The 26858-nt window shown below is 69.5% G+C and carries 25 protein-coding genes; 18 read left to right on the top strand and 7 right to left on the bottom strand.

Annotated features, from left to right (window positions below):
- The first annotated feature begins 121 nt into the window (after nt 1-121).
- The 4 genes from ffh to HUV06_RS02495 all read left to right on the top strand — a co-directional run bounded on the left by ffh (nt 122) and on the right by HUV06_RS02495 (nt 3511).
- On the top strand, nt 122-1750 hold the full coding sequence (gene ffh, locus HUV06_RS02510) for a signal recognition particle protein (protein ID WP_174299692.1): 1629 nt from the start codon (nt 122-124) through the stop codon (nt 1748-1750).
- 73 nt (nt 1751-1823) lie between these two features.
- The gene (rpsP, locus tag HUV06_RS02505; RefSeq protein WP_174299691.1) at nt 1824-2243 is read left to right on the top strand and encodes a 30S ribosomal protein S16; all 420 of its coding nucleotides are present in this window, start codon (nt 1824-1826) and stop codon (nt 2241-2243) included.
- Nucleotides 2244-2435: 192 nt separating this feature from the next.
- A complete protein-coding gene (gene rimM / locus HUV06_RS02500) occupies nt 2436-2975 on the top strand; it encodes a ribosome maturation factor RimM (protein ID WP_174299690.1) in 540 nt (179 codons plus the stop codon).
- An 11-nt stretch (nt 2976-2986) separates the two neighbouring features.
- Nucleotides 2987-3511 (top strand): DUF2939 domain-containing protein, encoded by a 525-nt coding sequence (locus tag HUV06_RS02495; RefSeq protein ID WP_254600843.1) that lies wholly within the window; start codon nt 2987-2989, stop codon nt 3509-3511.
- 16 nt (nt 3512-3527) lie between these two features.
- Here HUV06_RS02495 and HUV06_RS02490 read toward each other — a convergent pair whose 3' ends face one another.
- A complete protein-coding gene (locus HUV06_RS02490; protein ID WP_174299688.1) occupies nt 3528-5243 on the bottom strand; it encodes a hypothetical protein in 1716 nt (571 codons plus the stop codon).
- Between the two features lie 109 nt (nt 5244-5352).
- On the opposite strand from HUV06_RS02490, the gene HUV06_RS02485 reads away from it, so the two are divergent.
- The 7 genes from HUV06_RS02485 (at nt 5353) to HUV06_RS16420 (ending at nt 11064) form a co-directional block, all read left to right on the top strand.
- On the top strand, nt 5353-6081 hold the full coding sequence (locus HUV06_RS02485) for a response regulator transcription factor (RefSeq protein ID WP_174299687.1): 729 nt from the start codon (nt 5353-5355) through the stop codon (nt 6079-6081).
- Nucleotides 6082-6281: 200 nt separating this feature from the next.
- A complete protein-coding gene (locus HUV06_RS02480; RefSeq protein WP_254600842.1) occupies nt 6282-7919 on the top strand; it encodes an ATP-binding protein in 1638 nt (545 codons plus the stop codon).
- Nucleotides 7916-8383, top strand: coding sequence for an HPr kinase/phosphorylase (locus tag HUV06_RS02475; RefSeq protein WP_254600841.1), 468 nt, complete (start codon nt 7916-7918; stop codon nt 8381-8383). Before HUV06_RS02480 ends, HUV06_RS02475 begins: the two co-directional genes overlap by 4 nt.
- 84 nt (nt 8384-8467) lie before the next feature.
- On the top strand, nt 8468-8872 hold the full coding sequence (locus HUV06_RS02470) for a PTS sugar transporter subunit IIA (RefSeq protein WP_174299686.1): 405 nt from the start codon (nt 8468-8470) through the stop codon (nt 8870-8872).
- Nucleotides 8869-9147, top strand: a complete 279-nt coding sequence (locus HUV06_RS02465) for an HPr family phosphocarrier protein (RefSeq protein WP_254600840.1) — start codon at nt 8869-8871, stop codon at nt 9145-9147. The genes HUV06_RS02470 and HUV06_RS02465 overlap by 4 nt, the downstream gene beginning before the upstream one ends.
- A gap of 208 nt (nt 9148-9355) precedes the next feature.
- Nucleotides 9356-10774 (top strand): cysteine--tRNA ligase, encoded by a 1419-nt coding sequence (gene cysS / locus HUV06_RS02460; RefSeq protein ID WP_174299685.1) that lies wholly within the window; start codon nt 9356-9358, stop codon nt 10772-10774.
- A 155-nt stretch (nt 10775-10929) separates the two neighbouring features.
- Nucleotides 10930-11064, top strand: a complete 135-nt coding sequence (locus tag HUV06_RS16420) for a hypothetical protein (protein ID WP_256429991.1) — start codon at nt 10930-10932, stop codon at nt 11062-11064.
- A 12-nt stretch (nt 11065-11076) separates the two neighbouring features.
- Here HUV06_RS16420 and HUV06_RS02455 read toward each other — a convergent pair whose 3' ends face one another.
- Both HUV06_RS02455 and HUV06_RS02450 read right to left on the bottom strand, forming a co-directional pair.
- Nucleotides 11077-12492 carry a sigma-54 dependent transcriptional regulator gene (locus HUV06_RS02455; RefSeq protein WP_174299684.1) on the bottom strand — a complete coding sequence of 472 codons (1416 nt, stop codon included), beginning with the start codon at nt 12490-12492 and terminating at the stop codon, nt 11077-11079.
- A 4-nt stretch (nt 12493-12496) separates the two neighbouring features.
- Nucleotides 12497-13612 (bottom strand): nitrogen regulation protein NR(II), encoded by a 1116-nt coding sequence (locus HUV06_RS02450; RefSeq protein WP_174299683.1) that lies wholly within the window; start codon nt 13610-13612, stop codon nt 12497-12499.
- Nucleotides 13613-13874: 262 nt separating this feature from the next.
- On the opposite strand from HUV06_RS02450, the gene HUV06_RS02445 reads away from it, so the two are divergent.
- The 4 genes from HUV06_RS02445 to HUV06_RS02430 all read left to right on the top strand — a co-directional run bounded on the left by HUV06_RS02445 (nt 13875) and on the right by HUV06_RS02430 (nt 18139).
- A complete protein-coding gene (locus HUV06_RS02445) occupies nt 13875-14213 on the top strand; it encodes a P-II family nitrogen regulator (protein ID WP_174299682.1) in 339 nt (112 codons plus the stop codon).
- Nucleotides 14214-14232: 19 nt separating this feature from the next.
- Complete coding sequence (locus tag HUV06_RS02440) at nt 14233-15711, top strand: ammonium transporter (RefSeq protein WP_174299681.1); 1479 nt, start codon at nt 14233-14235, stop codon at nt 15709-15711.
- A gap of 77 nt (nt 15712-15788) precedes the next feature.
- On the top strand, nt 15789-17195 hold the full coding sequence (glnA, locus tag HUV06_RS02435) for a type I glutamate--ammonia ligase (protein ID WP_174299680.1): 1407 nt from the start codon (nt 15789-15791) through the stop codon (nt 17193-17195).
- A gap of 176 nt (nt 17196-17371) precedes the next feature.
- Nucleotides 17372-18139, top strand: coding sequence for a glutaminyl-peptide cyclotransferase (locus HUV06_RS02430; RefSeq protein WP_254600839.1), 768 nt, complete (start codon nt 17372-17374; stop codon nt 18137-18139).
- Nucleotides 18140-18159: 20 nt separating this feature from the next.
- Here the strand turns inward: HUV06_RS02430 and HUV06_RS02425 are convergent, their stop codons facing one another.
- The 3 genes from HUV06_RS02425 to HUV06_RS02415 form a co-directional block, all read right to left on the bottom strand.
- Nucleotides 18160-19890 carry a DEAD/DEAH box helicase gene (locus HUV06_RS02425; RefSeq protein WP_174299679.1) on the bottom strand — a complete coding sequence of 577 codons (1731 nt, stop codon included), beginning with the start codon at nt 19888-19890 and terminating at the stop codon, nt 18160-18162.
- A 174-nt stretch (nt 19891-20064) separates the two neighbouring features.
- Complete coding sequence (locus HUV06_RS02420; protein WP_174299678.1) at nt 20065-20550, bottom strand: glutathione peroxidase; 486 nt, start codon at nt 20548-20550, stop codon at nt 20065-20067.
- Nucleotides 20547-21575, bottom strand: coding sequence for an aspartate-semialdehyde dehydrogenase (locus HUV06_RS02415; RefSeq protein WP_174299677.1), 1029 nt, complete (start codon nt 21573-21575; stop codon nt 20547-20549). The genes HUV06_RS02420 and HUV06_RS02415 overlap by 4 nt, the downstream gene beginning before the upstream one ends.
- 294 nt (nt 21576-21869) lie before the next feature.
- Between HUV06_RS02415 and HUV06_RS02410 the strand changes: the two genes are divergently transcribed.
- From HUV06_RS02410 to HUV06_RS02400, 3 genes are all read left to right on the top strand, one after another.
- A complete protein-coding gene (locus HUV06_RS02410) occupies nt 21870-23105 on the top strand; it encodes a CynX/NimT family MFS transporter (protein ID WP_174299703.1) in 1236 nt (411 codons plus the stop codon).
- Nucleotides 23106-23186: 81 nt separating this feature from the next.
- Complete coding sequence (gene fliI, locus HUV06_RS02405; RefSeq protein ID WP_174299676.1) at nt 23187-24539, top strand: flagellar protein export ATPase FliI; 1353 nt, start codon at nt 23187-23189, stop codon at nt 24537-24539.
- Nucleotides 24540-24552: 13 nt separating this feature from the next.
- Entirely contained in the window at nt 24553-24969 is a 417-nt protein-coding gene (locus tag HUV06_RS02400) for a flagellar export protein FliJ (protein WP_174299675.1), read from the top strand.
- A gap of 143 nt (nt 24970-25112) precedes the next feature.
- Here the strand turns inward: HUV06_RS02400 and HUV06_RS02395 are convergent.
- The coding region (locus HUV06_RS02395; RefSeq protein WP_217433598.1) for a long-chain-acyl-CoA synthetase at nt 25113-26858 on the bottom strand (1746 nt) is incomplete at its 5' end.

Raw genomic sequence — 26858 nt, 5'->3', positions numbered from 1 at the left:
GCCATGCGGACAAACCGGACGAGGGCGGCGAGGCCCTCCGTCGACGTGATCGTCCACGGGGGTCGCTGGCGTTTGCGCGCCGGGTGGGCGGAACCGGGCGTGGCGCGGCCAAGAGGCGCGAATGTTCGAGAGCTTAGGCGACAGGCTGACGACCGTCTTCGACCGGATGACCGGTCGTGGCGTGCTGTCGCCCGCCGACATCGACGAGGCCCTCCGAGAAGTTCGCCTGGCCCTGCTCGACGCCGATGTGGCCCTGCCGGCGGTAAAGGACTTCATCGCCAAGGCCCGTGACCTCGCCACGGGCGAAGACGTGCTGCGGGCGGTCAAGCCGTCCGAGCAGGTGGTCAAGATCGTCCACGACGGGCTGGTGGACATGCTGGGCGGCGACCAGCCGGTGGGGCTGAACCTGAACGCCGCACCGCCCGTCGTGGTGATGATGGCCGGCCTGCAGGGCTCGGGCAAGACGACCACCTCAGGCAAACTCGCCGCGCGGCTTCGCAACTACGACCGCAAACGCGTGCTGATGGCCTCGCTGGACACCCGCCGTCCCGCCGCCATGGAACAACTGGCCACCCTCGGCAGGCAGGTCGAGGTCGAGGTGCTGCCGATCCTGGCCGGCCAGTCGGCGCCCGACATCACCCGCCGCGCCCTGAACGCCGCTCGGCTCGGCGGCTTCGACGTGCTGATCCTGGACACGGCCGGCCGCACCACGCTCGACGAGCAGATGATGGGCGAGGCGGCGGAGATCGCCCGGATCGCGGCGCCGCAGGAAGTCCTGCTGGTGGCCGACGCGCTCACCGGCCAGGACGCCGTGCGCACCGCCAAGGCCTTCCACGACCGCCTGCCGCTCACCGGCATGGTGCTGACCCGGACCGACGGCGACTCCAGGGGCGGGGCGGCGCTGTCCATGCGCCACGTCACCGGGTTGCCGATCAAGTATCTGGGCGCCGGGGAGAAGCTCGACGCGCTGGAGGTGTTCGACGCCAACCGCGTGGCCGGGCGCATCCTGGGATCCGGCGACATCGTGGCCCTGGTGGAAAAGGCCGCCGCCGACTTCGACCAGGCCAAGACCGAGAAGATGGCCAGGCGGCTGGCCAAGGGCCAGTTCGACCTGGACGACCTCGCCGACCAGCTCCGCCAGATGAAGAAGATGGGCGGCATGCAGGGCATCCTGGGGATGCTTCCCGGTGTCGCCAAGGTGAAGAAGCAGATCGCCGAGGCCGGGATCGACGACAGGGTGTTCGACCGCCAGGTGGCGATCATCACCTCCATGACCAAGCTGGAGCGGCGCAAGCCCGACATCCTGAACGCGTCCCGCAAGCGCCGCATCGCCAAGGGCGCGGGCGTGGAGGTGATGGACCTGAACCGCCTGCTAAAGCAGCACCGCCAGATGGCCGACGCCTTCAAGATGATGAGCCGGGGCGGCGGTAAGAACATGGCCGCCATGGCCCAGGCGCTCGGCATGGGCGGCGGTGGCGCGGGCAGCGGGATGCCCAAGGGGTTCACGCCGCCCGGCGGCATGATGGGCGGGATGAAGGGCTCCCCGCTCGGCGGCGGCCCGGGCGGCGGAGTGAACCTGGACATGCTGAAGGCGCTGGGGGCTGGCCGGCTGCCCGAGGGCCTGGGCGAGGAGACCGAGATGCCGCCGGGGCTCGCCGACATGATGAAGGGCCTGGGCGGCGGGATGCCAGGCGGGCTCGGCGGCTTGCCGGGGCTGGGACGCGGCCTGCCTGGGCCGAAGAAGAAGTGAACTCCGCCCCTTGAACCCGCCTCATCCCCGAGGCGGAACGTAGACCCGACAAACTCCTGAAGGATCAAGAGAAATGCTGAAAATTCGTCTCGCACGCGGCGGCGCCAAGAAGCGCCCCTACTATTCCATCGTCATCGCCGACAGCCATTCGGCCCGCGACGGCCGCTTCATCGAGAAGGTGGGCACCTTCAACCCGCTGCTGGCCAAGGACCATCCCGAGCGCTTCACCCTGAAGCTGGAGCGGGTGCAGGAGTGGCTGTCCAAGGGCGCCCAGCCCACCGACCGCGTGGCCCGCTTCCTGTCCACCCAGGGCATGGTCGAATGGAAGCACGGCCACAACCCGCAGAAGGGCAAGCCCGGCAAGAAGGCCGAGGAACGCGCCACCGAGCGCGCCCAGCGCGAAGCCGACCGCGCCGAAGCCGCCGCGGCCGCGTCTGCCGCCCCTGTACCCGAGTCGGTTGAAGAGCCCGTGGCCGAGACCGCCGAGGCCTGAGCTCTGCTCAGGCAGTGATGGCGGCGAGGCGCTCCTACCTTCCCCCTCGAAGGGGAAGCGTTGGGGGTGGGGGTGCGCGCCCGGGTGACGAAGCGAAGGGCGCTGGCCGCGCCATCCGCCCGTTTCCATGCCTGTCGCGCATATATCCCCACCGCTGCCCCTCCCGCTGCTAGGCGGAGGGATCGCGATCTGATGAAACCCATCCTCGTAGGCCGGGTCGCTGGGGCGTTTGGCGTGCGGGGCGAGCTGCGCATCACAGCCTACACGGAGGACCCGCTCGCCCTGCTCCGCTACCGAGCGCTGACCCGTGAGGACGGCTCGGCCGTCCTGACGCTGCAGACCGCGCGCGCCGTGAAGGGCGCGGTGATCGGGCGTGCGGCGGAGGTCGCCAGCAAGGAGGCGGCCGACGCCCTGCGGGGCCTGCGCCTCTACGTGCCACGCGAGGCCCTGCCGCCGCCTGAGGAGGACGAGTTCTATCTCGCCGACCTCATCGGCCTGGAAGCGGCGACGCTGGAGGGCGCACCTCTCGGCCGGGTCAAGGCCGTGCACAACTTCGGCGCGGGCGATGTGCTGGAACTGGATCCCGGCAGGGGAGGGCCGACCCGTCTGGTCCCTTTCACGCGCGATGTCGTACCGGAGGTGAAGCTCGCGGAGCGGCGCATCGTCGTGGTCCCGCCGCTGGAGGTCGGCGAGCGTGAGCCGGACGTCGAACAATCGCCGCAACCGGAGTAGAGGTCTTGGCCATGCGCCTGCTCCGCCGTCTCGCCGCCCCCGCCCTGCTCGCCATCGCATTGGGCGGCTGCGCGACCGTGCCGAAGTTCGAGGCGGCCGGCGACATCCACGCCTTCCTGGTGGCGATCCGCGACGGCGACCAGCAGACCTTCGACGCCCACGTAGACCGGCCAGCGCTGAAGGCGCAGCTGAAATCCCGCCTGATCGCCGAGCAGGCCCAGACCCACGGAAACGCCAGCTGGCAGGCGCTTGGCGCCGTGCTCGCGGGTCCTCTGGTGGACGTGGGCGTGGACGCCCTCGTGCAGCCCCAGACCTTCCGCGCCGTGGCGATCCGGGTGGGCTACTCACCCGACCAGCCCCTACCCAACCGGCTTCAGATCGACGCCTTCCTGCACGCCATCGGCGACGGGTCGGTGTGCGTGGTGACACGCCACGAGGGACCCTGCACCCTGGTGTTCCATGACGAGGATGGCGTGTGGCGGCTGGTCGGCTATGAGGGCGATCTCGGCCGCCTGAATCGTGGCAAGCTGGGCTGAGCCCTGCGGCGGCAAGTCAGGCCGCCAGGCCGGCTGTCTGCAGCATCTGTCGCACCCGCTCCATCTCGCCCGGCTGCGAGGCCGCCAGCTCGGCGCGCACACCTGCATCGCGGACCAGCTTCAGGACCTCCGTCCTGGCGCGGGTCGACACCGGACCGAGCGGCGCCGAATCGCCGTTGGCCAGATGCAGCAACAGCAGCAGCCGATGAGCCGCTCCGGACGGCGCGCGCACGATGGAGGCGATCAGGTGGGCCTTGGCCTCGACCAGGTCGGCGACTTCACCGAGCTTGGCGGTGATTTCGCTCCGCTCCTCCGGCTCCAGCCCGGTCCGGGCCAGCGCGTTCCGCAGCTCGACGAGTTGGGCCAGCTTGACGGCGGGGCTGTCAGCGCCGGTCCGCAGCTCACGCTCGAAGCGCAGGGATCCGACGGCAGCTTTCAGCCATGCGCCTGCAGCGCGCTTGTTGGCTGCGCCCACGACATTCTCCGCGAGCCGGACCAGGGCTTGCGCCTCCCCCAACACACCGCCACCCCATTGGTCGACATAGCTTTGGACGAAGTCGGCGCCCACAAGCCGGCGAGACCGGTCGACGAAGGCGGACTGCACGTCCTCGGGCGAGGCGGCGCCGGGGCTGAGGATCAGCAGGCGCGCCAGCGCGCGCAGGGTCTGGAGTTCCGCGGCCGGGTCGCCGGGGTGCAGACGGCGGGGGCCGTGCAGCTCTCCCAGCACCCGCCGGACGAGGGCGGCTCGGACCGCCTCGAAGGTCGTCCCTTCCAACCAACAGGCCAGGCGGGCCGCCTCCGGCGTCACGGGAGGGATCGCTCCCGCCAGGCCGGGATCGTTGCGGGCCAGGATGTCCACTGCATCCGGAGCCACCAGCCGCACCATCAGGGCGAGGGTGCGTCCAAGATCGGCAGCGCCGCCGAGGAGCTCGCCCAAAGCAGCGCGGCCGCCGAGGATCTCCGCCAGGGGCTGCTCGATGACCTGCAGCAGCAGGCTCAGGCCGGGCGCCTCGCCCATGCTGTCGGCGATGTCGAGCAGGCGACTGATCTTGGCCGCCCAGCCTGTTTCCGAGGCCAGGGCCCCCGCTACCGCAGCGCCCAGCACATAGGTCGGCTCGGCGGCCTCCTGGGCGCGGCGCAGGCAGGCGGCCAGTCCGTCGTGGGAAACATCGGGGAACAGCCCCTTGCGACGGTCGGCGAGCAGCCGCGCCACCGCCGCCTCCGTAAGTTTCTGATAGCGGCGGATGATCTCGTGAATGGAGACGCCGGTGGCCTGCGCCTCAGGAATGGCGACCTTCTGGATGGCGTGCTGCAGCTCCAGCCCTGCGGCGTCCAACCGCTCCACCAGGTCTGGCCGGTGCAGGAGTTCGAAGGCGGTGGCGTTCTGGCGGACCAGCCAGCCTTCCAGCAGACGGGCGATACGCTCGCGGGCGTGGACCGAGTAGAGATCGGACGGGCTTACGCAAAGCGGGACGGCGGTCTCCGCTTCGGCGCGCCCTTTCCTGCGGGGCGGCTCCAGCTCGCCCCGGGAGAGGATCACCAAGCTCGAATAGCGGCCAGATGCCTGGCGGGACTCCTTGCTGACCTTCACGCCGACGGCGCGCTGCTCCTTCAGTGCGTCCTCGGCGGTGTGCAAAGCCTGCAGGCGCGCCTCCGTCGCCAGCTCAAGCGTCCAACCGGACGTCACAGTGCGACGGATGAAGACTTCGTAATGTACCGGCTCTTCAGCCAAAATCGTCCTCCGTACCCGTGTAATGTGGCGGTCGCGGCTTAAATTTGCCTGAAGCAGGTGGGCTGAGGCACGGCTTGCGGCTGGGTCACGAACGGATCACCTTCGAAGCATGGCGAAGATCACGCTCATCGACGACGACGAGAACATCACCACCTCCGTGTCACTGGCGTTGGAAAGTCATGGCCATGAGGTCAAGGCCTTCCATGACGGCGTGTCAGGGCTGCAGGCGCTGGAGAGCGAACCCCCTGACGTGGTGATCCTGGACGTGAAGATGCCCCGCATGGACGGCATGGAGGTGCTGCGGCGGCTTCGCCAGACCTCCGATCTGCCGGTGATCATGCTGACGTCGAAGGACGAGGAGATCGACGAGATCCTGGGCTTCAACCTCGGCGCCGACGACTACATGCACAAGCCGTTTTCCCAGCGGTTGCTGATCGAGCGAGTGAAGGCGGTGTTGCGGCGCGCCCGGGCGGATGCGGAGGAGGACCCCGACACCCCGCCGACCGCCGCCCAGGCCGCCGCCGCGGCCGCCGCCAAGCCGCTGAAACGGGGCAAGCTGACGCTCGACCCCCAGCGTCACGACTGCCTGTGGGAGGGGCGGGCGGTGAAGCTGACGGTGACCGAGTTCCTGCTGCTGCAGTCGCTGGCCCAGCGCCCCGGCTTCGTGAAGAGCCGCGACAACCTGATGGACGCCGCCTATGACGACCAGGTCTATGTGGACGACCGCACCATCGACAGCCACGTCAAGCGCATGCGCAAGAAGTTCCGCGTGGTCGATCCCGAGTTCGACGCCATCGAGACGCTGTACGGCGTCGGATACAGATATCGCGAGACGTAGCCGCTCCGCTCATCCTCCCCATCACGGATGGGGATGTGGCCGCGATGCCGACCGAGGGGCCGCGCGAGAGCGTGGAAGCCGCTTCGATAAGACTTCCGCGCTCTCGTGTGGCCCTCTCCCTCCCTACGGGCGTAGTCTCCTGTCTGCGATGGAGGGGATCGGAAGCGACGTCGGCTACTCAGGGGCCTCAGGGCTGTGACGTGAGCGCGATAAACGCGGCGCCGTCGGCCCGCAGCCCCTCCCGTGCCGACGACCTCGCCGACCATCGCCGCCTCCTCGGCATGGGCGGCTCGCGGCTCGGACGGCTTATCCTGGGGCTGAACCTGCTGGGCCTGGCGATCCTGGTGGTCGGGGCGCTGGTGCTGAACGAGTTCAGCAGGGGCTTGGTGCAGGCGCGCATCGACAGCCTGTCCACCCAGGCCCAGCTGATCTCCTACGTCATCGTCAAGGCGGCGACGACCGGCGACCCGGAGCCCGCCATGGACGCGGACGCCGCGCGCGAGATCCTGGAACTCCTGGCCATACCCCGTACGGAGCACGCGCGCCTGTACGACGCTCGCGGCAAGCTTATCGCCGACACCGACGTCATCGCCGACAAGGTGACCGAGCATCCCCTGCCCCCGGCCGGACGCGCAGGCCATCCGCCCTTCCAGTGGCCCTGGTCGCCCTTCTACCATCGCGCCGAGCGCGAGGCGCGAGCGCACTCCGCCGAGCAGGCCGAGGTGGCGCTGGCCCTGACCGGGCGTCCGATCGCCCAGGTTCGCTCAGCCGAGGGCGGCGGCCGGCTGGTCAGCGTCTCGGTGCCGATCCAGCATGTGCAGGCGGTGCTGGGCGACCTGACCATCGAGGCCGGCGACGTGGATCAGATCGTGGCCAAGCAGCGCACGGCGCTGACGCCCTTCATCCTCATTGCGGTGGCGGCGGTGCTGAGCTCCTCAATCCTGCTGAACGGGGCGGTCGCCGAGCCGATCCGGCGGCTGGCGCGCGCCGCCGACAGCGTACGCCTGTCTCGCGCCCGGGCCATCTCGCTGCCGGACATGGCCAAGCGCCAGGACGAGGTGGGCGATCTCGCCCGCTCGCTCGACGCCATGACCACCGCGCTGACTACCCGCATGGACGCCATCGAGCGGTTTGCCGCCGATGTCAGCCACGAGATCAAGAACCCGCTGACCTCGATGCGGTCGGCGCTGGAGACCATGGAGATGCTCCCCCCCGGCGCGGGGCGCGACCGCCTGGCCGCGGTGCTGGCGGCCGACGTGAAGCGGCTGGACCGACTGATCACCGACATCTCCAACGCTTCGCGACTGGACGCGGAGCTGTCGCGCGACAACCCGCGCACGCTCGACCTGGCCCGCTTCCTGGCCGACGTGGTGGGGCTCTACGACTTTCAGGCAGGAGGCGTCGAGGTGCGGCTGATCCTGGCCGACCCGGCGGCGTCGTACCGGGTGGCCGGTCGGGAGGGTCCGCTCGGGCAGGTGTTCCGCAACCTGATCGACAACGCGCACTCCTTCAGCCCGCCCGGCGGCGCAGTCCGGGTGCGCCTGAGCCCCCTCAGGCGGGACGGTGGACCCCTGGTCGTTGCGGAGGTCGAGGATGACGGCCCTGGCGTTCCCGCCGACAACCTGGAGAGCATCTTCAACCGCTTCTACACCAACCGGCCCAAGGGCCAGCTGCCCGGCGGCTCCGCCTTCGGCGGCCATTCGGGGCTGGGACTGTCCATCGCGCGCCAGATCGTAGAGGCGCACGGCGGGCGGCTCTCGGCCCTCAACCGGGCGGGGCCGGATGGCGCGATCGCAGGCGCGACGTTCCGGGTGGAGCTGCCGGCGGCTCGGGTGTGAGCGGAAGAGGTCCGCTGTCAGAGGGGCCGATCCTCCACGCCACCCTGATAGCGGCGCGGCGTCGTGGACGCTGGTGCGGCGTCCTGCTCCAAGGTCCCTCCGGTTCCGGCAAGAGCGATCTGGCGCTTCGGGCCCTGTCGTCGGGCTGGAGGCTGACCGCCGATGATCGGGTGCACGTCTGGCGCAGCGGGGGCGCGTTGTACGGAGCCGCACCTGCCCCGCTGGCGGGCCTGATCGAAGTGCGGGGCGTGGGCGTGAGGTGCGAGCCTACCCTGCCCTTCGTTCGCCTGGACCTTGCGGTGGAAGCCGCCACGCAGGCGGAACCCGTGGAGCGGATGCCGCCGCCGATGCGGTATGACCTGCTCGCCCTCGCACTGCCGCGACTGCGCCTTGCGCTCCTTGAGGTCGGGACCCTGGCTCGGCTGGAACGGGCGCTGGACGCGGCGCTGCGGCGTGAGCTTTGACAGGACCCGCAGCCAAGGTATCTAGCGGCCTGCACAGGCCCACCGTCGCCGGACGTTCCGGCCGGTCGTGGGCAAGGGGAAGGCATGATCGGGCTGGTGATCGTCACCCACGGCCGGCTCGCCGAGGAGTTCGTCTCGGCGATGGAGCATGTAGTGGGCCCGCAGACTGCGGTCCGCGCCATCTGCATCGGGCCGGAGGACGACATGGAACGGCGCCGCCGCGAGATCGTGGAGGCGGCCAAGGCCGTGGACGGCGGCGGCGGTGTGATCCTGCTGACCGACATGTTCGGCGGCACGCCATCCAACCTCGCCATCTCCGCCATGGACGAGGCCCACGCGGAGGTGATCGCGGGGCTGAACCTGCCCATGCTGATCAAGCTGGCCAGCATTCGCGGGCGCGAGGACCTGCCCACCTGCGTGGCCTACGCCCAGCAGGCGGGGCGCAAGTACATCTCGGTGGCGTCCTACGTGCTGGCGGGGGAGAAGTGAGGCCGGCGCTCTCGCGCACCGTGGAGATCGTCAACGCCCGCGGCCTCCACGCCCGGGCGTCCGCCAAGTTCGTCAAGGCCGCAGCCCAGTACGACGCCAAGGTCCAGGTCACCCGCGAGGGCCAGACCGTCGACGCCCAGTCGATCATGGGTCTTATGATGCTGGGCGCCGGACCGGGTTCGCAGCTGGAGATCACCGCCGAGGGCGCGGAGGCGAGCGCCGCGCTGGAAGACCTCTGCCAGCTGATCGCCGACCGCTTCGACGAGGAGCGATAGGCCTTGACAACCCTCCTCCCTCGCTCGTCATCCTCAGGCTCGTCCTGAGGATCCGGCCGTCCGTTAGCGGGGCGCTGGGACGGGCGCCGGACTTGATCCTCGGGACAAGCCCGAGGATGACGGGCTATGAGGTGGGTCGAAGTTCAAGTCCCACCCCGTTCTGCCGACTGAGCAGCAGAGCGTTCAAATTCCTGATCGATCGCGTCATATGACCCTGCACATCCACGACACCCTGCGCCGCGGGAAGGTCACGTTCACACCCCTCGATCCCTCGCGCGTGACGCTCTATGTCTGCGGCCCCACCGTCTACAGCTACGCCCATATCGGCAACGCCCGCCCTGCGGTGGTGTTCGACGTCCTATTTCGCCTGCTGCGCCGCGCCTATGGCGGAGAAGAGGTGATATACGCCCGCAACATCACGGACGTGGACGACAAGATCGCCGCCGCCGCCGAGCGCGAAGGGGTTGATATCTCCGTCATCGCCTCCAGGTTCGCCGAGGTCTACGAGGCGGACATGGCGGCGCTCGGCGTGCTGAAGCCGACGCTTGAACCCCGCGCCACGGCCCATGTGCCACAGATGATCGAGATGATCGTAACGCTGGTAAAGCGCGGCCACGCCTATGTGGCCGAGGGCGACGTGCTGTTCGACGTGTCGAGCTTCCCGGCCTATGGCGCCCTGTCCGGCCGATCGCTCGAAGATATGCAGGCCGGCGCCCGGGTGGATGTAGTCGCCCACAAGCGCAGTCCGGCCGACTTCACCCTGTGGAAGCCGTCCAAGCCCGGCGAGCCTGCGTGGGCTAGCCCCTGGGGACCTGGCCGTCCGGGCTGGCACATAGAATGCTCGGCCATGATCGAGGCGGAGCTGGGCTTTCCCGTGGACATTCACGGCGGCGGTCATGACCTCATCTTCCCCCACCACGAGAACGAGATCGCCCAGGGCGTCTGCGCCGCCGACGGTGAGGCCGGCTACGCCCGCTACTGGATGCACAACGGCTTCCTGACCCTCGAAGCCGAGAAAATGTCCAAGAGCCTGGGCAACGTGCTGCTGGTGCACGACCTGCTCAAGCAGGTTCCGGGCGAGGTGGTGCGCTGGGCCCTGCTGTCGGCCCACTACCGCGCGCCGCTGGACTGGACGGGCGAGCTGCTGGAGCAGTCGCGCAGGACGCTGGACCGCATCTACGACGCTCTCAGGTTTCTTTCTGAGCTTGATCCAGCTGAGACGTCCGCCAGCCTTGATGCAGAGCCCCATGAAGGCGTCCTCCAGGCCTTGAACGACGATCTGAATACGCCTTTAGCGCTGAGCTACTTCGGCAACTATGTCAAAGATGTGCGCCTGAATGTGCAGAACTCTTCTATAGCGCGGGAGAACGTGGCCGAGGCAATTGCCAAAATCGTAGTCACCGGCCGATTGCTCGGCGTCTTGCAAACCGATGTGGAGACTTGGTTCAAGGGCAATGCCGATGCCGATCTCAGCGCGCGGGTCGAGGCGCTGATCGCAAGTCGGGCCGAGGCCCGCAAGGCCAAAGACTGGGCCGAGGCCGACCGGATCCGAGGCGAGCTGGGCGCCCTGAACGTGGAGGTGCTGGACGGTCCCGGCGGCGCGGCGAGCTGGCGGCTGAAGGCGTAGCAAGTTGAACGGCGGGCGGAACCGGGGGTCAGCCCACGTGTTCGCGCCTTACCAAATGAGTTGAGTTCAGCAGGCCTTCGATGTCCGCCATTATCCATCAGGATCATGCGCCTCTCGCCGAGACGGGCTGGCCGCCTCTATCGAGGTTCTTACCCTTGAAGCGCCTCGTCATCGCGGCGGCTGGCTGCGCCCTGATGGCCATCTCGGGCACAGGCCTTGCGAGCTATCTCGACATGTCCTCGGCGACCGCTTCCGCTGCGACTCCGGCCGACGCGCCGCCCCTGAACTGACGGTCCGCCGGCTCAGCTCCGCCGTCGGCTGACGTCGATCCCCAAGACTTCGATCTTCTTGCGCAGCGTGTTGCGGTTGATGCCCAGCACCTCGGCAGCCTTGATCTGGTTGCCGCGGGTCGCGCGCAACGTCATGCGGATCAACGGCCGCTCGATGCTCTCCAGGGTGCGATCGTAGAGCCCCGCAGCCGGCAGCTCGCCGCCAGGGGCGCTGAACTGGCCGCTCAGGGTCTGCTCCACCAGGTCCTCCACCGTGTGGGCCGGCTCGGCCACGCTGGGCAGGGCGGCATCCTCCTGCAGCTCGCGCTCGATCAGGCGCTCGGTCAGGAAGTCTTCGGTATAGAGCACCGCCAGCCGGCGCATCAGGTTCTCCAGCTCGCGCACATTTCCGGGCCAGCTATGGCGCACCAGGCGCTGCAACGCGGACTCGTCCAGCGTCTTCCCCGGCGCCCCGTCCCGCTGGGCCCGGAACAGGAAGGCACGGGCTAGATCCGGCAGGTCGTCCAGCCGGTCGCGGAGCGGCGGCAGGTGCATGACCGCCACGTTCAGACGCAGCAGCAGGTCGTCACGGAACCGTCCCTGTCGCACCAGCTCACGCAGGTCGGCCCGGGAGGAGGCCAGGATGCGCAGGTCGAGCCGCCGGCCGGTGACCGGGTGGGTGGGCCGCTCGGCGGACTCCACGATGCGCATCAGCCGCGCCTGGGCGTCCAGGGACAAGTCGCCGACCTCGTCCAGGAACAGCACTCCGCCGTCCGCTTCCACGAGCCTGCCCGGTCGATCGCCATGGCCCAGCAGCTCCTCGTCTACACGCTGGGCGGACAGGCCGCCGAGCTGGGCGGTGACAAAGGGGGTGTCGCGTCGGCTGCCGAGGTCGTGCAGGGCTCGGGCCGCCAACCCCTTGCCGGTGCCGATCTCGCCTGTGATCATGACGTTCAGCGAGGTGTCCACCAGCCGCGCCAGGGTACGGTAGACATCCTGCATCGGCGGGGAGCGGCCGATCAGCGGCAGGCCTTCGTCCCGCAGCGCACGCGCCTGGGCCCGCGCCCGCACGGCGTCCGCCGGCCGCGCCAGGGCGCGGCGCGCCACCCCCACCATCTCGTCCAGGTCGAAGGGCTTAGGGACATAGTCGAAGGCGCCGATCTGTGCGGCGTTCACGGCGGTGAGCAGGGTGTTCTGCGCGCTCATGACGATGGCCGGCAGCTGGGGCCGCATCTTGCGCAGGCGCGGCAGCACGTCGAAGGCGTTCTCGTCGGGCATCACCACGTCGGTGATCACCAGGTCGCCCTCCCCGTCCGACACCCACTTGAGCAGCGTCGCCGCCGAACCGGTGGCCCGCACCTGGAAGCCGGCCCGGGTGAAGGCCTGGCTCAGCACCAGGCGGATGGAGGTGTCGTCGTCGGCGATCAGGACCTTCTGGTTGGCGCTCAAGGGATCAGGACTCCGGGTAGGACATCGCGTCGGGCGCGATCGGCAACAGGATGTGGAAGACGGTGCGGCCGGGCTCGGACTCGAGCTCGATGAGGCCGCCGTGGGAGTCGACCAGCTTGGCGACCAGGGTCAGGCCGAGCCCCATGCCGCGGTCCTTGGTGGTGACGAAGGCGTCGAACAGGCGGTGCCGAAGGTCGGCGGGGACACCTGGGCCATTGTCCAAGACCCGCACTTCCAGCGGTGCGTTTCGCCAACCCTGACGCCCCGCCTGCACGCGCGCACCCGGACGATAGCCGGTGGCGATGGTCACCTCTCCGCGGCCGTCGCCCCGCTCCAGCGCCGCTTCGGCTGCATTCTTCACCACGTTCAGGAAGATCTGGACCAGCTGGTCCTCGTCGCCGAGCGCCATCGGCAAGGAAGGATCGTAGGCGTCGGCGAACTGAACCTCGCCCCCCAAGGCGCTGGCCACCAGGGTGCGAACCCGGTCCAGCACGCGGTGGATGTTCACCGCGCGCTTGGCGGTCACCCGCTCGTCGGAGAAAGCCTCGACCTGATCCACGAGGCGGCGGATGCGATCCACCTCGTCGACGATCACCTGCGCGAGCGGGGTGTCGGCGGGACTGGCGCCCAGCTTCAGCAGCTGGGCGGCGCCTCGGATGCCGGCCAGCGGGTTCTTGATCTCGTGGGCCAGGGTGCGTCCCATGCCGGCGACCGAGCGCAGCGCCTCGCTGGCGCGCTCAAGTCGCGAACCCTGGCTCTCCACGTAGAAGGTCCCCAGCATCCGGCCACCCGGCAGGGCGGCGAAGGCGATCTCCGCTTCGAAGCTCGGGGCGCCCAGGATGGCGACCTCCACCGCCGAGCGCCGAGCCACGCCGCCTTCCCGCCACGCCTGGGCGAAGAGCGTGGCGAGCTCGCTTTCAGGACTCAGCATGGAGAGCAGCGGCCGGCGCGACAGGCCGGCCAGCGCCTGCCCGAACAGCATCTCCGCCGCCTCGTTGGCGACCAGCACCTTGGCGTCCGGGGAGAACACGAGCGATGGCCAGGGGGCGGCGTCGAACGCCGCGGCATTTAGAGCATCGCGTTCGCTCGCATCCTGTAGGACTGTTCGAGTTGGCGGCATGAAAGCGATCCTTGCCATAGGATTGAGCGTCTGTCGGCAGAGGCGGTATGCCTACGTCCTGCGCAATCGTTGATGAGTACGGCAGATGCCCAAAATGTAAGCCGACGAGCTGTCATAGCACCTGCACGATGCAATCTCGCCAGAAATCCGCGGGGTGCGGGCTCACCTGACACCGTCAGGCTGGACCGGCCGGACCTGGCTGTCCTCAAACGCGCAGGTGCGCCACGCCTGGAAGGGCTGTCGCGCAAGGGGATCATGTACCGTGAAGCTCATCATGGCGGTCATCAAGCCGTTCAAGGTCGACGATGTGCGTGAAAGCCTGACCGCCGCCGGCGTCGACGGGCTGACCATCACCGAGGTGAAGGGCTATGGACGTCAGAAGGGTCAGACCGAGATCTACCGCGGCGCGGAATACGCCATCAACTTCCTGCCGAAGGTGAAGGTCGAAGTCGTCGTGGCCGACGATCTGGTGGAGCGCGCCGTCGAGATCATCCGCGCCGCCGCCCACACCGGCAAGATCGGAGACGGCAAGGTCTTCGTGCTGGACGTGGAGAAGGCCGTGCGCATCCGCACGGGCGAGACCGGCGGGGCCGCGCTTTGATCGGCGGGAGACAAGCGACATGATCCCCTTCCCGCTCAGCTTCGCCTCCGCACGTCCGCGCTCGCGCGGGCTCGCGAGCCTCGCCCTGGCCGCAGGGCTCGCGGTCCTGCCGACGGCGCACCCACTTCGTGCCCAGACCGCGCCGGGTGGCGCGGCGCCACCCGCTAGCACGGCGACGGCCACCCCCGCCCTGAATGCGACCGGACCCGCCGCCTCGCCGGCCGCGGCGCCCGCGACCGGTACGACAGCGCCGGCGGCTTCCGCCGCGCCGTTCAAGATCGACACCGGCGACACCGCCTGGATGCTCACCTCCGCCGCCCTGGTGCTGATGATGACCATCCCGGGCCTGGCGCTGTTCTACGGCGGCATGGTGCGCAAGAAGAACGTGATCGCCACCGTCGCCCAGTCGTTCGCCATCACTGCGGTGGTGACCCTGACCTGGTTCGTCTGCACCTACTCCATCGCCTTCGGCGCCAATCCGAGCCCGAGCGCCAACAGGTTCTGGGGCGGGACGGCCAACTTCATGCTGAAGTCCGTATCCATGGACAAGCCGTACCAGATCGCCGGCGCGACGCTGACCATCCCTGAGTACGTCTACATGATGTACCAGATGACCTTCGCCATCATCACGCCGGCCCTGGTCTGCGGCGCCTTCGCGGAGCGGTTCAAGTTCTCCGCCCTGCTGCTGTTCACCATGCTGTGGTCGATCTTCGTCTATGCGCCCATCGCCCATTGGGTTTGGGGCGGAGGGTTCCTGGGCGGCCTGGGCGTGCTCGACTTCGCCGGCGGCACCGTGGTGCACATCAACGCCGGCGTGGCCGGCCTTGTGTGTGCGCTGGTGCTCGGCCCGCGCAAGGGCCTGGGCCACGACAACATGGCGCCCAACAACCTCGTCTACACCATGATCGGGGCGAGCCTGCTCTGGGTCGGCTGGTTCGGCTTCAACGCCGGCTCGGCGGTCGGCGCCAACGCCCTGGCCGGCGCGGCCATGGCCAACACCCAGATCGCCACGGCCGCAGCCGCCCTGTCTTGGATGGCGGTGGAGTGGTGGCATCGCAAGACGCCGACCCTGCTCGGCATGGCCTCCGGCGCGGTAGCGGGCTTGGTGGCCGTCACCCCGGCCTCAGGCTTCGTCAATCCCACCGGCGCCCTGTGGATCGGCCTGATCGCAGGGGCGGGCTGCTACGCCTCAGCGGTGTGGCTGAAGAACGCCTTCAAGTATGACGACAGCCTGGACGCTTTCGGCGTGCACGGGGTGGGCGGCTTCATCGGCGCCCTGCTCACCGGCGTGTTCGCCGATGCGGCCATCAACCCGGCCGGCAAGGTGCATTCCGTTCTCACCCAGTTCGAGGGTTGCGTCGGCACCATCGTCTGGTCTGGCGTCGTCACCTTCCTGATCCTGATGGTCTGCAAGTTCACCACCGGCCTCCGCGTCACCGAAGAGCAGGAAGTCATGGGGCTCGACCTTGCGCTCCACGGCGAGGCGATGCACGACTAGCCGGTCTCGCCACACGAAACCTCAGCAGCGCGCCGTCCGCTCATCCACACGCGCAGTCACCCTCCCCGGAGCCTTTCATGACGCCCGAAGAAGTCCACGCCCTGATCAAGGAAAAGGAAGTCAAGTACGTCGACGTCCGCTTCACCGACATCCGTGGGCGGCTGCAGCACGTCACCTTCGACCTGGACCTCGTGGACGACGACTTCCTGACCGAAGGCACCATGTTCGACGGCTCCTCCATCGCCGGATGGAAGGCGATCAACGATAGCGACATGCTGCTGCGGCCGGACCTGAAGACCGCCTACATCGACCCCTTCTACCAGCAGACCACGCTGTTCCTGTTCTGCGACGTGGTGACCCCTGACACCGGCGAGCCCTACAACCGCGACCCGCGCTCCATCGCCAAGAAGGCGCTGACCTACGTCCAGTCGGCCGGTGTGGGCGACCAGGTCTATTTCGGACCCGAGGCCGAGTTCTTCATCTTCGACGACGTGAAGTGGACCACCAGCTACAACAACACCGGCTACAGCTTCGACTCCGTGGAGCTTCCGGCCAACACCGGCAAGGTCTACGAAGAGGGCAACATGGGCCACCGGCCCGGCCCCAAGGGCGGCTACTTCCCCGTCAATCCCACGGACAGCGCCCAGGACCTCCGCGGCGAGATGCTGAGCGTGATGGGCGAGCTGGGCCTTGACCCCGAGAAGCACCACCACGAGGTGGCGCCCGCCCAGCACGAGCTGGGGCTGAAGTTCAGCGACCTCCTGACCATGGCCGACCGGACGCAGCTCTATAAGTACGTGATCCACAACGTGGCCTCGGCCTACGGCAAGACCGCGACCTTCATGGCCAAGCCCTATTTCGGCGACAACGGCTCGGGCATGCACTGCCACCAGTCGATCTGGAAGGATGGCAAGCCGCTGTTCGCCGGCGACAAGTACGCCGGCCTGTCGGAGACCTGCCTGTTCTACATCGGCGGCATCATCAAGCACGCCAAGGCCATCAACGCTTTCGCCAACTCCACGACCAACAGCTACAAGCGGCTGGTGCCGGGCTATGAGGCTCCAGTGAAGCTGGCCTATTCCGCCCGCAACCGCTCCGCCTCGATACGCATCCCCTGGGTGTCGAGCCCCAAGGGCAAGCGCATCGAGGTCCGCTTCCCCGATCCCATGGGCAACCCCTACCTGACCTTTGTGGCCCTGCTGATGGCGGGCCTGGACGGGATCGAGAACAAGATCGATCCGGGCGGCCCGATGGACAAGAACCTGTACGACCTGCCCCCGGCCGAACAGAAGAACGTGCCCGAGGTCTGCGGCTCGCTCCGCGAGGCCCTGGAGAACCTCGACCGCGACCGGGCCTTCCTCAAGAAGGGCGGCGTGATGGACGACGACTTCATCGACGCCTACATCGAGCTGAAGATGGAGGAGGTCAGGCGCCTGCAGCTCCACCCCCACCCGGTGGAGTTCGACATGTATTATAGTTGCTGATCTGTTCATCCTCCCCGCGGAGCGGGGGAGGTGGCGCGGCGCGAACGCGCCGTGACGGAGGGGGCTGGTAGGGCGGGGCGCAAGCCGCAGAGCCCGAGCAGCCCCCTCCACCACGCGTGCCGCGTGGTCCCCCTCCCCCGCTTCGCAGGGGAGGATATGCGAGGCCGAGGATCGTCGTGGGCTTCAAAACTCTGCTGGCTTCGTTGCTGATCGCCGCAGCCCCGCTGGCCGCCTGCGCCGCAACGCCCGTCTACACCTACCAGGTGGTGCGCACCTTCCCCCACGACGTAAACGCCTTCACCGAGGGGCTTTTCTACGAGGACGGGGTGCTGTGGGAGTCGACCGGCCTTCCCGGCCACTCCTTCGTGCGCAGGGAGCGGCTGGACACGGGCGAGGTGCTGCAGCAGCACGACCTCCCGGCGGCCGACTTCGGCGAGGGGATCGTGCGCTGGGGCGGACGGCTCTATCAGCTCACCTGGCAGGAGCATTTCGGCTACGTCTACGACGCGCGCACGCTGAGCGCGACGGCGAAGTTCCCCTATCCCGGCGAGGGCTGGGCGCTGACCAAGGACGCCCACCACATCTACATGAGTGACGGCACGCCCGACCTTCGGGTGCTCGATCCGGTCACGATGCGCGAGGAGCGCCGCATCCACGTCACCGACGACGGTCGCCCGGTCCAGAACCTCAACGAACTTGAGTGGGTCAAGGGCGAGATCTATGCCGACATCTGGCAGACCAGCCTGATCGCCTGCATCGACCCCGCCACGGGTCACGTGGTCGGCTGGATAGACCTGGCCGGCCTGCTTCCCCAGGCCGACGTCACGCCGGGCCGCACCGACGTGCTGAACGGCATCGCCTATGACGCCGCCCAGGACCGGCTGTTCGTCACCGGCAAGAACTGGCCCAAGCTGTTCCAGATCAGGCTCCAGCCGCGCCCATAGAGCCCCATGCGCCGGACGAGCTATTTGCGCGGCGCGCCCTTGAACTTGCCGAGCTGCTTCCGCGAGCTCTGCGGGCGGGAGGCGGGCCTCGGCGCGGCTTGAGCGCCCGCGGTGTCGGCGCGCTTGGGCGGCCGCTTCCGGTCGCGGGCGGGGGCCAGGTCGGGCTCGTCCAGGGGGACGATGCGCACGTCGTCCGCCCCCTCCTGGACCGCGGCGGCGAAGCGGGCCGCAGCGCTGGCGGCGATCTCGAAGCGTGTCTCCCGGTCGAACACCCGGATCGCGCCGATGTCGGACTTGGTGACGCGGCCCCGGCGGCAGATCAGCGGCAGCAGCCAGCGCGCCTCCGCATTCTTGCTGCGCCCGATGTCGATGCGGAACCAGGCCGAGCCCTCGAAGCCCGTGCGCGCCGCAGGCGCCGGCCGGGCGACCGGCTCTGGCGTGGCGTCCACCAAGTCCTCCGGCGCCGGCAGGCCGGCCCGGCGCGCGCGCACCAGGGCGGCCACCACCTGCTCAGGCTCGGACTCGGCCAGCAGGGCGCGCGCCACTGCGACGTCGTCCTCCGACGCTTCGCCGGAGGGGCGGAGCTGGTCCACCAGACGCGCCTGGTCCCGCTCGCGCACCTCGTCCGCGGTCGGGGGCGGCGCCCAGCTCGCCTGGATGTGGGCAAGCCGCAGCAGCGCCTCCAGCCGTCGACGGCGGGGGTGGGGCGTGAGCAGGATGGACACGCCCTTGCGACCCGCCCGCCCCGTGCGGCCAGAGCGGTGCTGCAGGGTCTCCGCATCATTGGGCAGTTCCGCATGGATGACCAGGTCCAGGTCCGGGATGTCGATGCCGCGCGCCGCCACGTCGGTGGCCACGCACACGCTGGCGCGGCGGTCACGGAGCGCCTGCAGCGCATGGGTGCGCTCGGCCTGGGTCAGCTCGCCCGACAGCGCCACGACCGAGAAGCCGCGCTCCACCAAGTTGGCGTGCAGCCGCCGCACCGCCTCGCGCGTGGTGCAGAAGACCAGCGCCGCGCCGGCCTCGTAATAGCGCAGCAGGTTCACCACCGCATGCTCGACATCGCTGGGCGCCACGGCGATGGCTCGGTAATCGATATCGGCGTGCGCCGTCTCGCCCGCGCTGGCGGTGATGCGCAGGGCGGACGGCTTCTGGTAGCGCCGGGCCAGGGCCACGATGGGCTTGGGCAGGGTGGCGGAGAACAGCAGGGTCCGCCGTTCCGCCGGGCTCGAGTCCAGGATCGCTTCCAGCTCCTCGCGGAAGCCGAGGTCGAGCATCTCGTCGGCCTCATCCAGCACCACCGCCGCCAGCGCCTCGGTGCGCAACTGACCGCGCTCCAGGTGGTCGCGCAGCCGCCCGGGCGTGCCCACCACGATGTGGCAGCCTGCGGCCAGGGCCCTCTGCTCGCGCCGCGGGTCCATGCCGCCGACGCAGGCCACCACCCGCGCGCCCGCTTCCGCATAAAGCCACTCCAGCTCGCGCTGCACCTGCTGGGCCAGCTCGCGTGTCGGTGCGATCACCAGCACCTGCGGCGCGCCGGCCGGCTTCAGCCGCTCGCCAGCGCCGAGCAGGTCGCCCGCCAGCGCCAGCCCGTAGGCCACCGTCTTGCCCGAGCCCGTGCGCGCGGAGACCAGCAGGTCGAGCCCCGCCGCCTGGGGCTCGATCACCGCCAGCTGCACGGGCGTCAGTTCCGCATAGCCGCGCGCGTCAAGCGCCCGGGCGAGCGGCGACGGAAGATCAGGACGGGACATGGGGCGCTCGGCGGCGGAGGAGAGGAGACGCGGCGAAAGGTCAGCGTATCGTAGCCGAACCTAGGCGTGGGACATACCTGGCGCAAGACAGCGCCCTCTACGATACAAGCCCTCCGGCCAGACCGCAGGATCAAAGACCCAAGCGATCCGGCGACCCGGCCAGAGCACTCAGGGTCATCCCTCCAGTAGCCGCTCGATCTCGCTTTCCAGCGCCTCCGGCTTTACCGTCGGGGCGTAGCGGCCCGCCACCTGGCCGTCTCGGCCGACCAGGAACTTGGTGAAGTTCCACTTGATGGCCTCGGTGCCGAGCAGGCCAGGCTTCTCGGACTTGAGGAAGGCGTAGAGGGGATCGGCCTTCTCGCCGTTCACCTCTATCTTGGCGAGCACGGGAAAGCTGACCTCGTAGGTCAGGGAGCAGAAGCTGGCGATCTCGGCGGCGTCGCCGGGCTCCTGGGCCCCGAACTGGTTGCAGGGGAAGCCCAGCACCTCCAGACCCCGCCCGGCGTACTTGCGCTGCAGCGCCTCCAGCCCGGTGTACTGCGGGGTGAAGCCGCACTTGCTGGCCACGTTGACGATCAGCAGCACCTTGCCGCAATAGGCGTCCAACGGCGCGGACGTCCCATCGGCTGCCCGGGGCGCGAAGTCATAGGCCGTGCTCATGCGTCCTCCCTCACCAGCAGGCCGCGCTGGTCGAGGAGCTGGGCGATCTGCACCGCGTTCAGCGCCGCGCCCTTGCGCAGGTTGTCGGACACGCACCAGAAGGCCAGCCCGTTCTCCACCGTCGGATCGGTGCGGATGCGGCTGACATAGACGGCGAACTCGCCCTGGCTCTCCTTGGGGGTGATGTAGCCGCCGTCCTCGCGCTTATCGACCACCACCACGCCCGGGCTCTCGCGCAGGATGTCGCGCGCCTCGTCCTCGTCCAGCTCGCGCTCGAACTCCACGTTCACCGATTCGGAGTGGCCGACGAAGACCGGCACGCGCACGCAGGTGGCGGTGAGCCTGATCTTCGGGTCGAGGATTTTCTTCACCTCGGCCGTCATCTTCCACTCTTCCTTGGTGTAGCCGTCCTCCATGAAGTCGTCGATGTGGGGGATGACGTTGAAGGCGATCTGCTTGGTGAACGTCTTCGGGTCGGTGGGGCCAAGCACGAAGACGTTCTTGGTCTGGGTCCAGAGCTCGTCCATCGCGGCCTTCCCGGCGCCCGACACCGACTGATAGGTGGAGACCACCACCCGCTTGATCTTGGCGGCGTCGTGCAGCGGCTTCAGCGCCACCACCAGCTGGGCGGTGGAGCAGTTGGGATTGGCGATGATGTTCTTCTTGGCGAAGCCCATAATCGCGTCGGGGTTCACCTCCGGCACGATCAGCGGCACGTCGGGGTCCATGCGCCACGCCGAGGAGTTGTCGATCACCACCGCGCCCGCCCGGCCGATCTTCTCCGACCAGGCCTTGGACACGGTCCCCCCCGCCGACATCAGCACCAGGTCGACGGTGGAGAAGTCGAAATCCTCGATGTCCTCGCACTTGACCACGTGGTCGCCGAACTCGATGTCAAGGCCCTTGGACTTGCGCGAGGCCAGGGCGTGGAGCTTGTCCACGGGGAACTTCAGCTCGTCCAGGATGACCAGCATCTCACGGCCCACATTGCCCGTGGCGCCCACGATCGCGACGCGATAACCCACCGCGTTCTCCTACTTCGTCTACGACCCGCGTCCGGAAAGGCCGTGGACCTACGCCGCAGGGGCGGGGCTTACAAGGCCCGCTCGGCTGGGAGCACATTTCAGCTTCGGGATGTCGACGACCTCCTGCGGGCTGCGTCGCGGGCAGGCTCGCCATTACGACGGTTGCAAGCGCCCCCATGCCCTCAGCGGCCACAATCCACCCGATCCCCCGTGGGCGAGAGGCAGGAGGCCCGGAACACGCTCCCCGCCGCGCCGATCATTGCGGCCGCGCCCCATCTCGCCCATAGCCGCAGGATGAGCCTCTCCACGCAGGCCAGCGTCCCCCCACCTCGCGCCCTGGCCACCCTGGCCGTTCTCAGCGCCCTGTTCTTCCTCGCCATCGCGGGCACGTTCAGCTCGCTCGGCGTGGTGCTGCCGGCCATGGTGACGGCGCTGGGCTGGAGCTGGACCCAGGCGGGGATGGGCTTCTCGATCCTGGCGATCACCTGCGGCCTGGCGAGCTATGCGCCCGCCCTGGTGATCCGCACGCTCGGCGTCCGCGCCACTCTCCTGCTCGGGGGCGCGGCGCTGGCCGCAGGCTTCGCCTGCCTCGCCACAGCGCACGACATCGGCCTCTACTACCTCGGTGCGGCGCTGGAAGGCCTGGGCTTCGCCCTCGCCACCATCATCCCGGGGGCCTACGTCATCGCGCGCTCGTTCCGGCATGTCTCCGCGGCGCTCGGGACCTACTTTACTCTCGCCGGCCTCGGCGGCGTGGCGGGGCCTTGGCTCTACCTGCTGGCCAAGGGGTCGCGGGGAGGCTGGCGCGGGTATTGGACGCTGCTGGCGGTCGCCAGCCTAGCACTGGGCGCCGTTGCAGCCTTGGTGGTCCACGACGCCTCGCCGCCCCAGACCGAGCCTTCGGCGGTGGAGGCCACGGGCGCGCCGCGGCCGCCGATCTATCGCACCCGGCGCGCCTGGACGGTGAGGCAGGCCCTGCGCTCCTGGCCCTTCTGGGTGATCACCGCCGCCTACACCGCCAATCTGCTGTGCGAGGTGACGGTGAACAGCGTCTCGGTCGCCCACCTGACCGGGCGGGGCGTCACGGCCGCCGCCGCGGGCGCAGCGCTCAGCCTGCAGGCCGGCGTCAGCGTCGGCGCGCGCGCCGCAGGTGGGTGGCTCGGCGAGCGGGTCGATCCCCGCCGGCTGGTGATACTGGCGCTCGGCCTGCTTGTGACGGGGCTGCTGGTGCTGGCCAGTGCGCGGGGTGCGGCGTCTATCGGCGTCTACGCCGTGGCTGTGGGTGCGGGCTATGGCCTGAACTACCTGGCCGCCACCGTGCTGCTGCTGAACTATTATGGGCGCGAGCGGAACCTGGAGCTGTTCTCCACCACCTGCCTGATCTCGACGCTGGCCTCGGCCGGACCGCTGATGGCCGGGATGCTGAAGGACGATACGGGCGGCTTCTCGCCGGCCTTCCTGATCATCGCCGCGATCACCGCCGCGGTGCTGGTGGCTGTCGCCGTCATGCGACCGCCGAAGGCCGCCTGACGGGCAGGCCGTTCACGCCTGGTTAGGGCTACCGAGCGAGGGTGGCTCCAGTCCCCCGCGTGGCCGACGAGGTCCCTAGCTTTGCGCAACCTGATCGCCGCGGTGGAGCGGATCGACCCGCTGACCGTCTCCGGTCGCGTCGCCGCGGTGAACGGCCTGCTGATCGAGGCGCGCGGCGGCCTGACCCGCCTGCCCATCGGCGCCCGCGCCGACATAGAACGCCCACGCAACGAGTGGCTGCCCGCCGAGGTCGTCGGCTTCCGCGACACCCGCGCCCTGCTCATGCCCTTCGGCGCGGTGGAGGGCGTGGCGCCCGGCGCCGAGATCCGCATCCGCCCCGAGGGCGACGCGGTTCGCCCCACCCTCGCCTGGCGCGGCCGCATCATCGACGCTTTCGGCGCGCCCATCGACGGCAAAGGGCCGCTGCCCCAGGGCCCTGTCCCCTACCCGCTCCGCGCCGCGCCCCCCGCCGCCCACGCCCGCGGCCGGGTCGGCGCGCGGCTGGACTTGGGCGTGCGGGCCATGGACGTGTTCACCACCTGCTGCCGGGGCCAGAGGCTCGGCGTGTTCGCGGGCTCCGGCGTCGGCAAGTCGGTGCTGCTGTCCATGCTGGCGCGGGAGGCCACCTGCGACGCTGTCGTGGTCGGCCTGATCGGCGAGCGGGGCCGCGAGGTGCGGGAGTTCATCGAGGAGACGCTCGGCGAAGCGGGCCTGCAGCGCGCCATCGTGGTGGTCGCCACCTCAGACGAGCCGGCCCTGAAGCGCCGCCAGGCCGCCTACCTGACTCTGGCCATCGCCGAGTTCCTGCGCGACCAGGACCTTGAGGTCCTGTGCATGATGGACAGCGTCACCCGCTTCGCCATGGCCCAGCGCGAGATCGGCCTGGCCGCCAGCGAGCCCCCCACCACCAAGGGCTACACGCCCACCGTCTTCACCGAACTTCCCAAGCTCCTGGAGCGCGCCGGCCCCGGCCCGATCCGCCCCGACGGCACGACGGCCGGACCCATCACCGGCATCTTCACCGTGCTGGTGGACGGCGACGACCATAACGAGCCGATCGCCGACGCGGTCCGAGGCATACTGGACGGCCACATCGTCATGGAGCGGGCGATCGCGGAGCGCGGCCGCTTCCCCGCCGTCAACGTGCTGAAGTCGATCAGCCGCACCATGCCGGGCTGCCAGACGACGCCGGAACGGGCGATCGTCCGCCAGGCGCGCGAAGTCCTGTCGGCCTACGCCAACATGGAGGAGCTGATCCGCATCGGCGCCTACCGCGCGGGCTCCGACCCCACCATCGATCGGGCGATCAAGCTGAACCCGGCGCTGGAGGCTTTCCTGTCCCAGGACAAGGACGAGGCCAGCACCCTGGACGAGGCCTTCGGGGCGCTCGCCGACATCCTGGCCACCGCGCCCATGCTGGGCCTGCTGCAATGAGTGAACGACGCGCATGAGCAACTGGATGGCCTCGCTGATCAAGCTGGCCGACCTCGAGGTCGAACAGCTGCAGAAGCGCCTGCGCGAGATCGCCGACCGCCGGGTCGCCGTCGAGCTGGTGCTGGAGAGCCTGGCCATGGAAGGCCGTGAGGAAACCGCCCGCGCCACCCTGGACGCCTCCGCCGGCTGGTATCTGGTCGGCTTCCGTGAAGGCCTGAAAGCACGCCGCGCCAAGGCCGACGCCGACCTGAAGGTCTGCGCCATGGAGGAGGCCGGCGCCCGCGACGCCCTCTCCCGCGCGTTCGAGGAGCAGAAGAAATACGAGATGCTGGCGGAGACCGCGCGCCTCACGGCCACGCGCAAAGTTGCCAAGCTGGAGACCGCCGCCCTGGACGAGCTGGCGCTTAGGGGGCGGTTCCGCGCGGCTTGAAGGCGAAGGGCCTGCGTCCTTCGAGACGCCCTCTTGGAGGGCTCCTCAGGATGACGAAGGATGTCGGCCTTGCACAACCCTCGTCATGTTGAGGAGCGAGCTCGCTCGCGTCTCGAAGCACGCAGCACGTTCGCCGACCCGGTTCAGACCCGCAGCGTCCCATTCACGAGCCCGGCATGGGCAGCCAAATCCAGTGGGACGTAGACGCCGTCCTCCAGCCGGAACAGCGGATCGCCCACCCGTCCCGGATCGAACCCCTCCTCAGCCATCGCTGCCTTCTTCAGCTTGAAGGTCTCGGTGGCCGCCAGGTCGTCGCACAGGCGCAGCAGCACCGGGCGGGCGTAGGACGGCAGGCCGGCGGCGATCCGGCGGGCCAGCTCGGCCAGGTCGACCCCCCCCCCGGTGGTCAACGCCGCCATGCCCGCGCGGCCGTCGCAGCCCGGCAGCTCCACGCCATAGACCGCCGCGGCCGTCACGCCGGGGCAGGCGGCGAGCACGTCGGCGACCTCCGCGGTGGAGACATTCTCGCCCTTCCAGCGGAAGGTGTCGCCCACGCGGTCGACGAAGTAGAAGAAGCCGGCGGCATCCCGGCGCATCAGGTCGCCGGTGCGGAACCAGGCGTCGCCGGGGGCGAACACGTCGCGCAACACCTTGCGATCGCTCTCCGCACCGCTGGTGTAGCCCTCGAAGCGGTTCGCGCCGCCCTGCTCCGCGGTGGCGATCCGGCCGATGGCCTCGCCAGGTTCGTTTGGCGCGCAGCGGACGCAGTGGCCGTCTTCATCCCGCACCGGCGCGCCGGTCTCGGGATCATAGCGGACGATGGCGGCGGGGAAGCGGTGGGCGAGGAAGGGCGGCACGCGCCCGATCGCCCCCGGCCTGCCCTCCACGTTGTAGAGCGAGAAGCTGCCCTCGGTCGCGGCGTAGAACTCCAGCACCCGGGGGACGGAGAAGCGCGCCTGGAAGGCGGTCCAGACCTCCTCGCGCAGGCCATTGCCGCAGGCCAGCCGCAAGGCGTGGGCGCGCTCCAGCGGATGCGGCGCGCTGTTCAGCAGGAAGCGGCACAGCTCGCCGATGTACTGGAACAGGGTGCAGTCGTAGGCGACCACCTCGTCCCAGAACGCCCGCGCCGAGAAGCGCTCGCGCACGAAGACCGATCCGCCCTGCAGCAGCACGCCCCCCACCGCCACCACGCCGCCGACGCTGTGGTACATCGGCAGACAGTTGTAGAGCCGGTCGTCCGGCGCGGCGTCCATCATGCCGGCGAACCAGCCGCACCAGGTCAGCACCCGGGCGTGGCTCACATTGGCGGCCTTGGGCAGGCCCGTAGTGCCGGAGGTGAAGATCAGCAGCGCCCGGTCCGCAAGCGCGGCGCCGGTCGCCTCCTCGGGCGAGAGCGGGCCGTCTGCATAGGCGGTGAGGTCCAGGCCGCCCGCGTGTAGCGGCCAGAGCCCCGGCGCCCGTTCCAGGTGCGCCGCCGCGCTGGCGTAGGCGTCCTGCAGGGAGGGCGCGACGAGCAGCGCCCGCGCGTCGGCGACATGCAGGCAGTGGGCGAGCGCGCGATCCTCCAGGTTGGTGTTCAGCAGGGCGACGGTGGCGCCAGTGCGGCTGATCCCCACCCAGGCGGCGAAATAATCCGGGTGGTTGGGCGCCAGCAGCGCCACCACGTCGCCTGCGCCATACCCCTGCACCCGCGCCCAGCGGGTGTAGCGCCGCGTCCGCGCCGCCAGGTCGGCGAAGCTGTAGGCGCAGTCGGCCGACAGCAGGGCGGGCGCGTCGCCATGGCGCCCAGCCAGATCGTCCAGCACGGCCGCCAGCGGGCGCCCGGCGTCGGCCGTGAGCCGGTGGGTCAGCTCGAGCGCGCGCGTCCAGGCCTTGGTCACGCCGGCGGC

Source organism: Caulobacter sp. S45, assembly GCF_903642205.1.
In the GTDB taxonomy this organism is placed as follows: domain Bacteria; phylum Pseudomonadota; class Alphaproteobacteria; order Caulobacterales; family Caulobacteraceae; genus CAHJWH01.
The sequence above is the reverse complement of the archived record's forward strand: the minus strand, read 5'-3'. Positions and strand labels throughout refer to the sequence as shown.

Excerpts from the sequence above, each read along its gene's own strand:
- HUV06_RS02425 (WP_174299679.1), bottom strand. The coding sequence starts at position 19,890 with ATGTCCCGTCCTGATCTTCCGTCGCCGCTCGCCCGGGCGCTTGACGCG.
- HUV06_RS02495 (WP_254600843.1), top strand. The coding sequence starts at position 2,987 with ATGCGCCTGCTCCGCCGTCTCGCCGCCCCCGCCCTGCTCGCCATCGCA.
- HUV06_RS02440 (WP_174299681.1), top strand. The coding sequence starts at position 14,233 with ATGATCCCCTTCCCGCTCAGCTTCGCCTCCGCACGTCCGCGCTCGCGC.
- ffh (WP_174299692.1), top strand. The coding sequence starts at position 122 with ATGTTCGAGAGCTTAGGCGACAGGCTGACGACCGTCTTCGACCGGATG.
- HUV06_RS02485 (WP_174299687.1), top strand. The coding sequence starts at position 5,353 with ATGGCGAAGATCACGCTCATCGACGACGACGAGAACATCACCACCTCC.
- glnA (WP_174299680.1), top strand. The coding sequence starts at position 15,789 with ATGACGCCCGAAGAAGTCCACGCCCTGATCAAGGAAAAGGAAGTCAAG.
- HUV06_RS02450 (WP_174299683.1), bottom strand. The coding sequence starts at position 13,612 with ATGCCGCCAACTCGAACAGTCCTACAGGATGCGAGCGAACGCGATGCT.
- rpsP (WP_174299691.1), top strand. The coding sequence starts at position 1,824 with ATGCTGAAAATTCGTCTCGCACGCGGCGGCGCCAAGAAGCGCCCCTAC.
- HUV06_RS02400 (WP_174299675.1), top strand. The coding sequence starts at position 24,553 with ATGAGCAACTGGATGGCCTCGCTGATCAAGCTGGCCGACCTCGAGGTC.
- rimM (WP_174299690.1), top strand. The coding sequence starts at position 2,436 with ATGAAACCCATCCTCGTAGGCCGGGTCGCTGGGGCGTTTGGCGTGCGG.
- cysS (WP_174299685.1), top strand. The coding sequence starts at position 9,356 with ATGACCCTGCACATCCACGACACCCTGCGCCGCGGGAAGGTCACGTTC.
- HUV06_RS02470 (WP_174299686.1), top strand. The coding sequence starts at position 8,468 with ATGATCGGGCTGGTGATCGTCACCCACGGCCGGCTCGCCGAGGAGTTC.
- HUV06_RS02410 (WP_174299703.1), top strand. The coding sequence starts at position 21,870 with ATGAGCCTCTCCACGCAGGCCAGCGTCCCCCCACCTCGCGCCCTGGCC.
- HUV06_RS02420 (WP_174299678.1), bottom strand. The coding sequence starts at position 20,550 with ATGAGCACGGCCTATGACTTCGCGCCCCGGGCAGCCGATGGGACGTCC.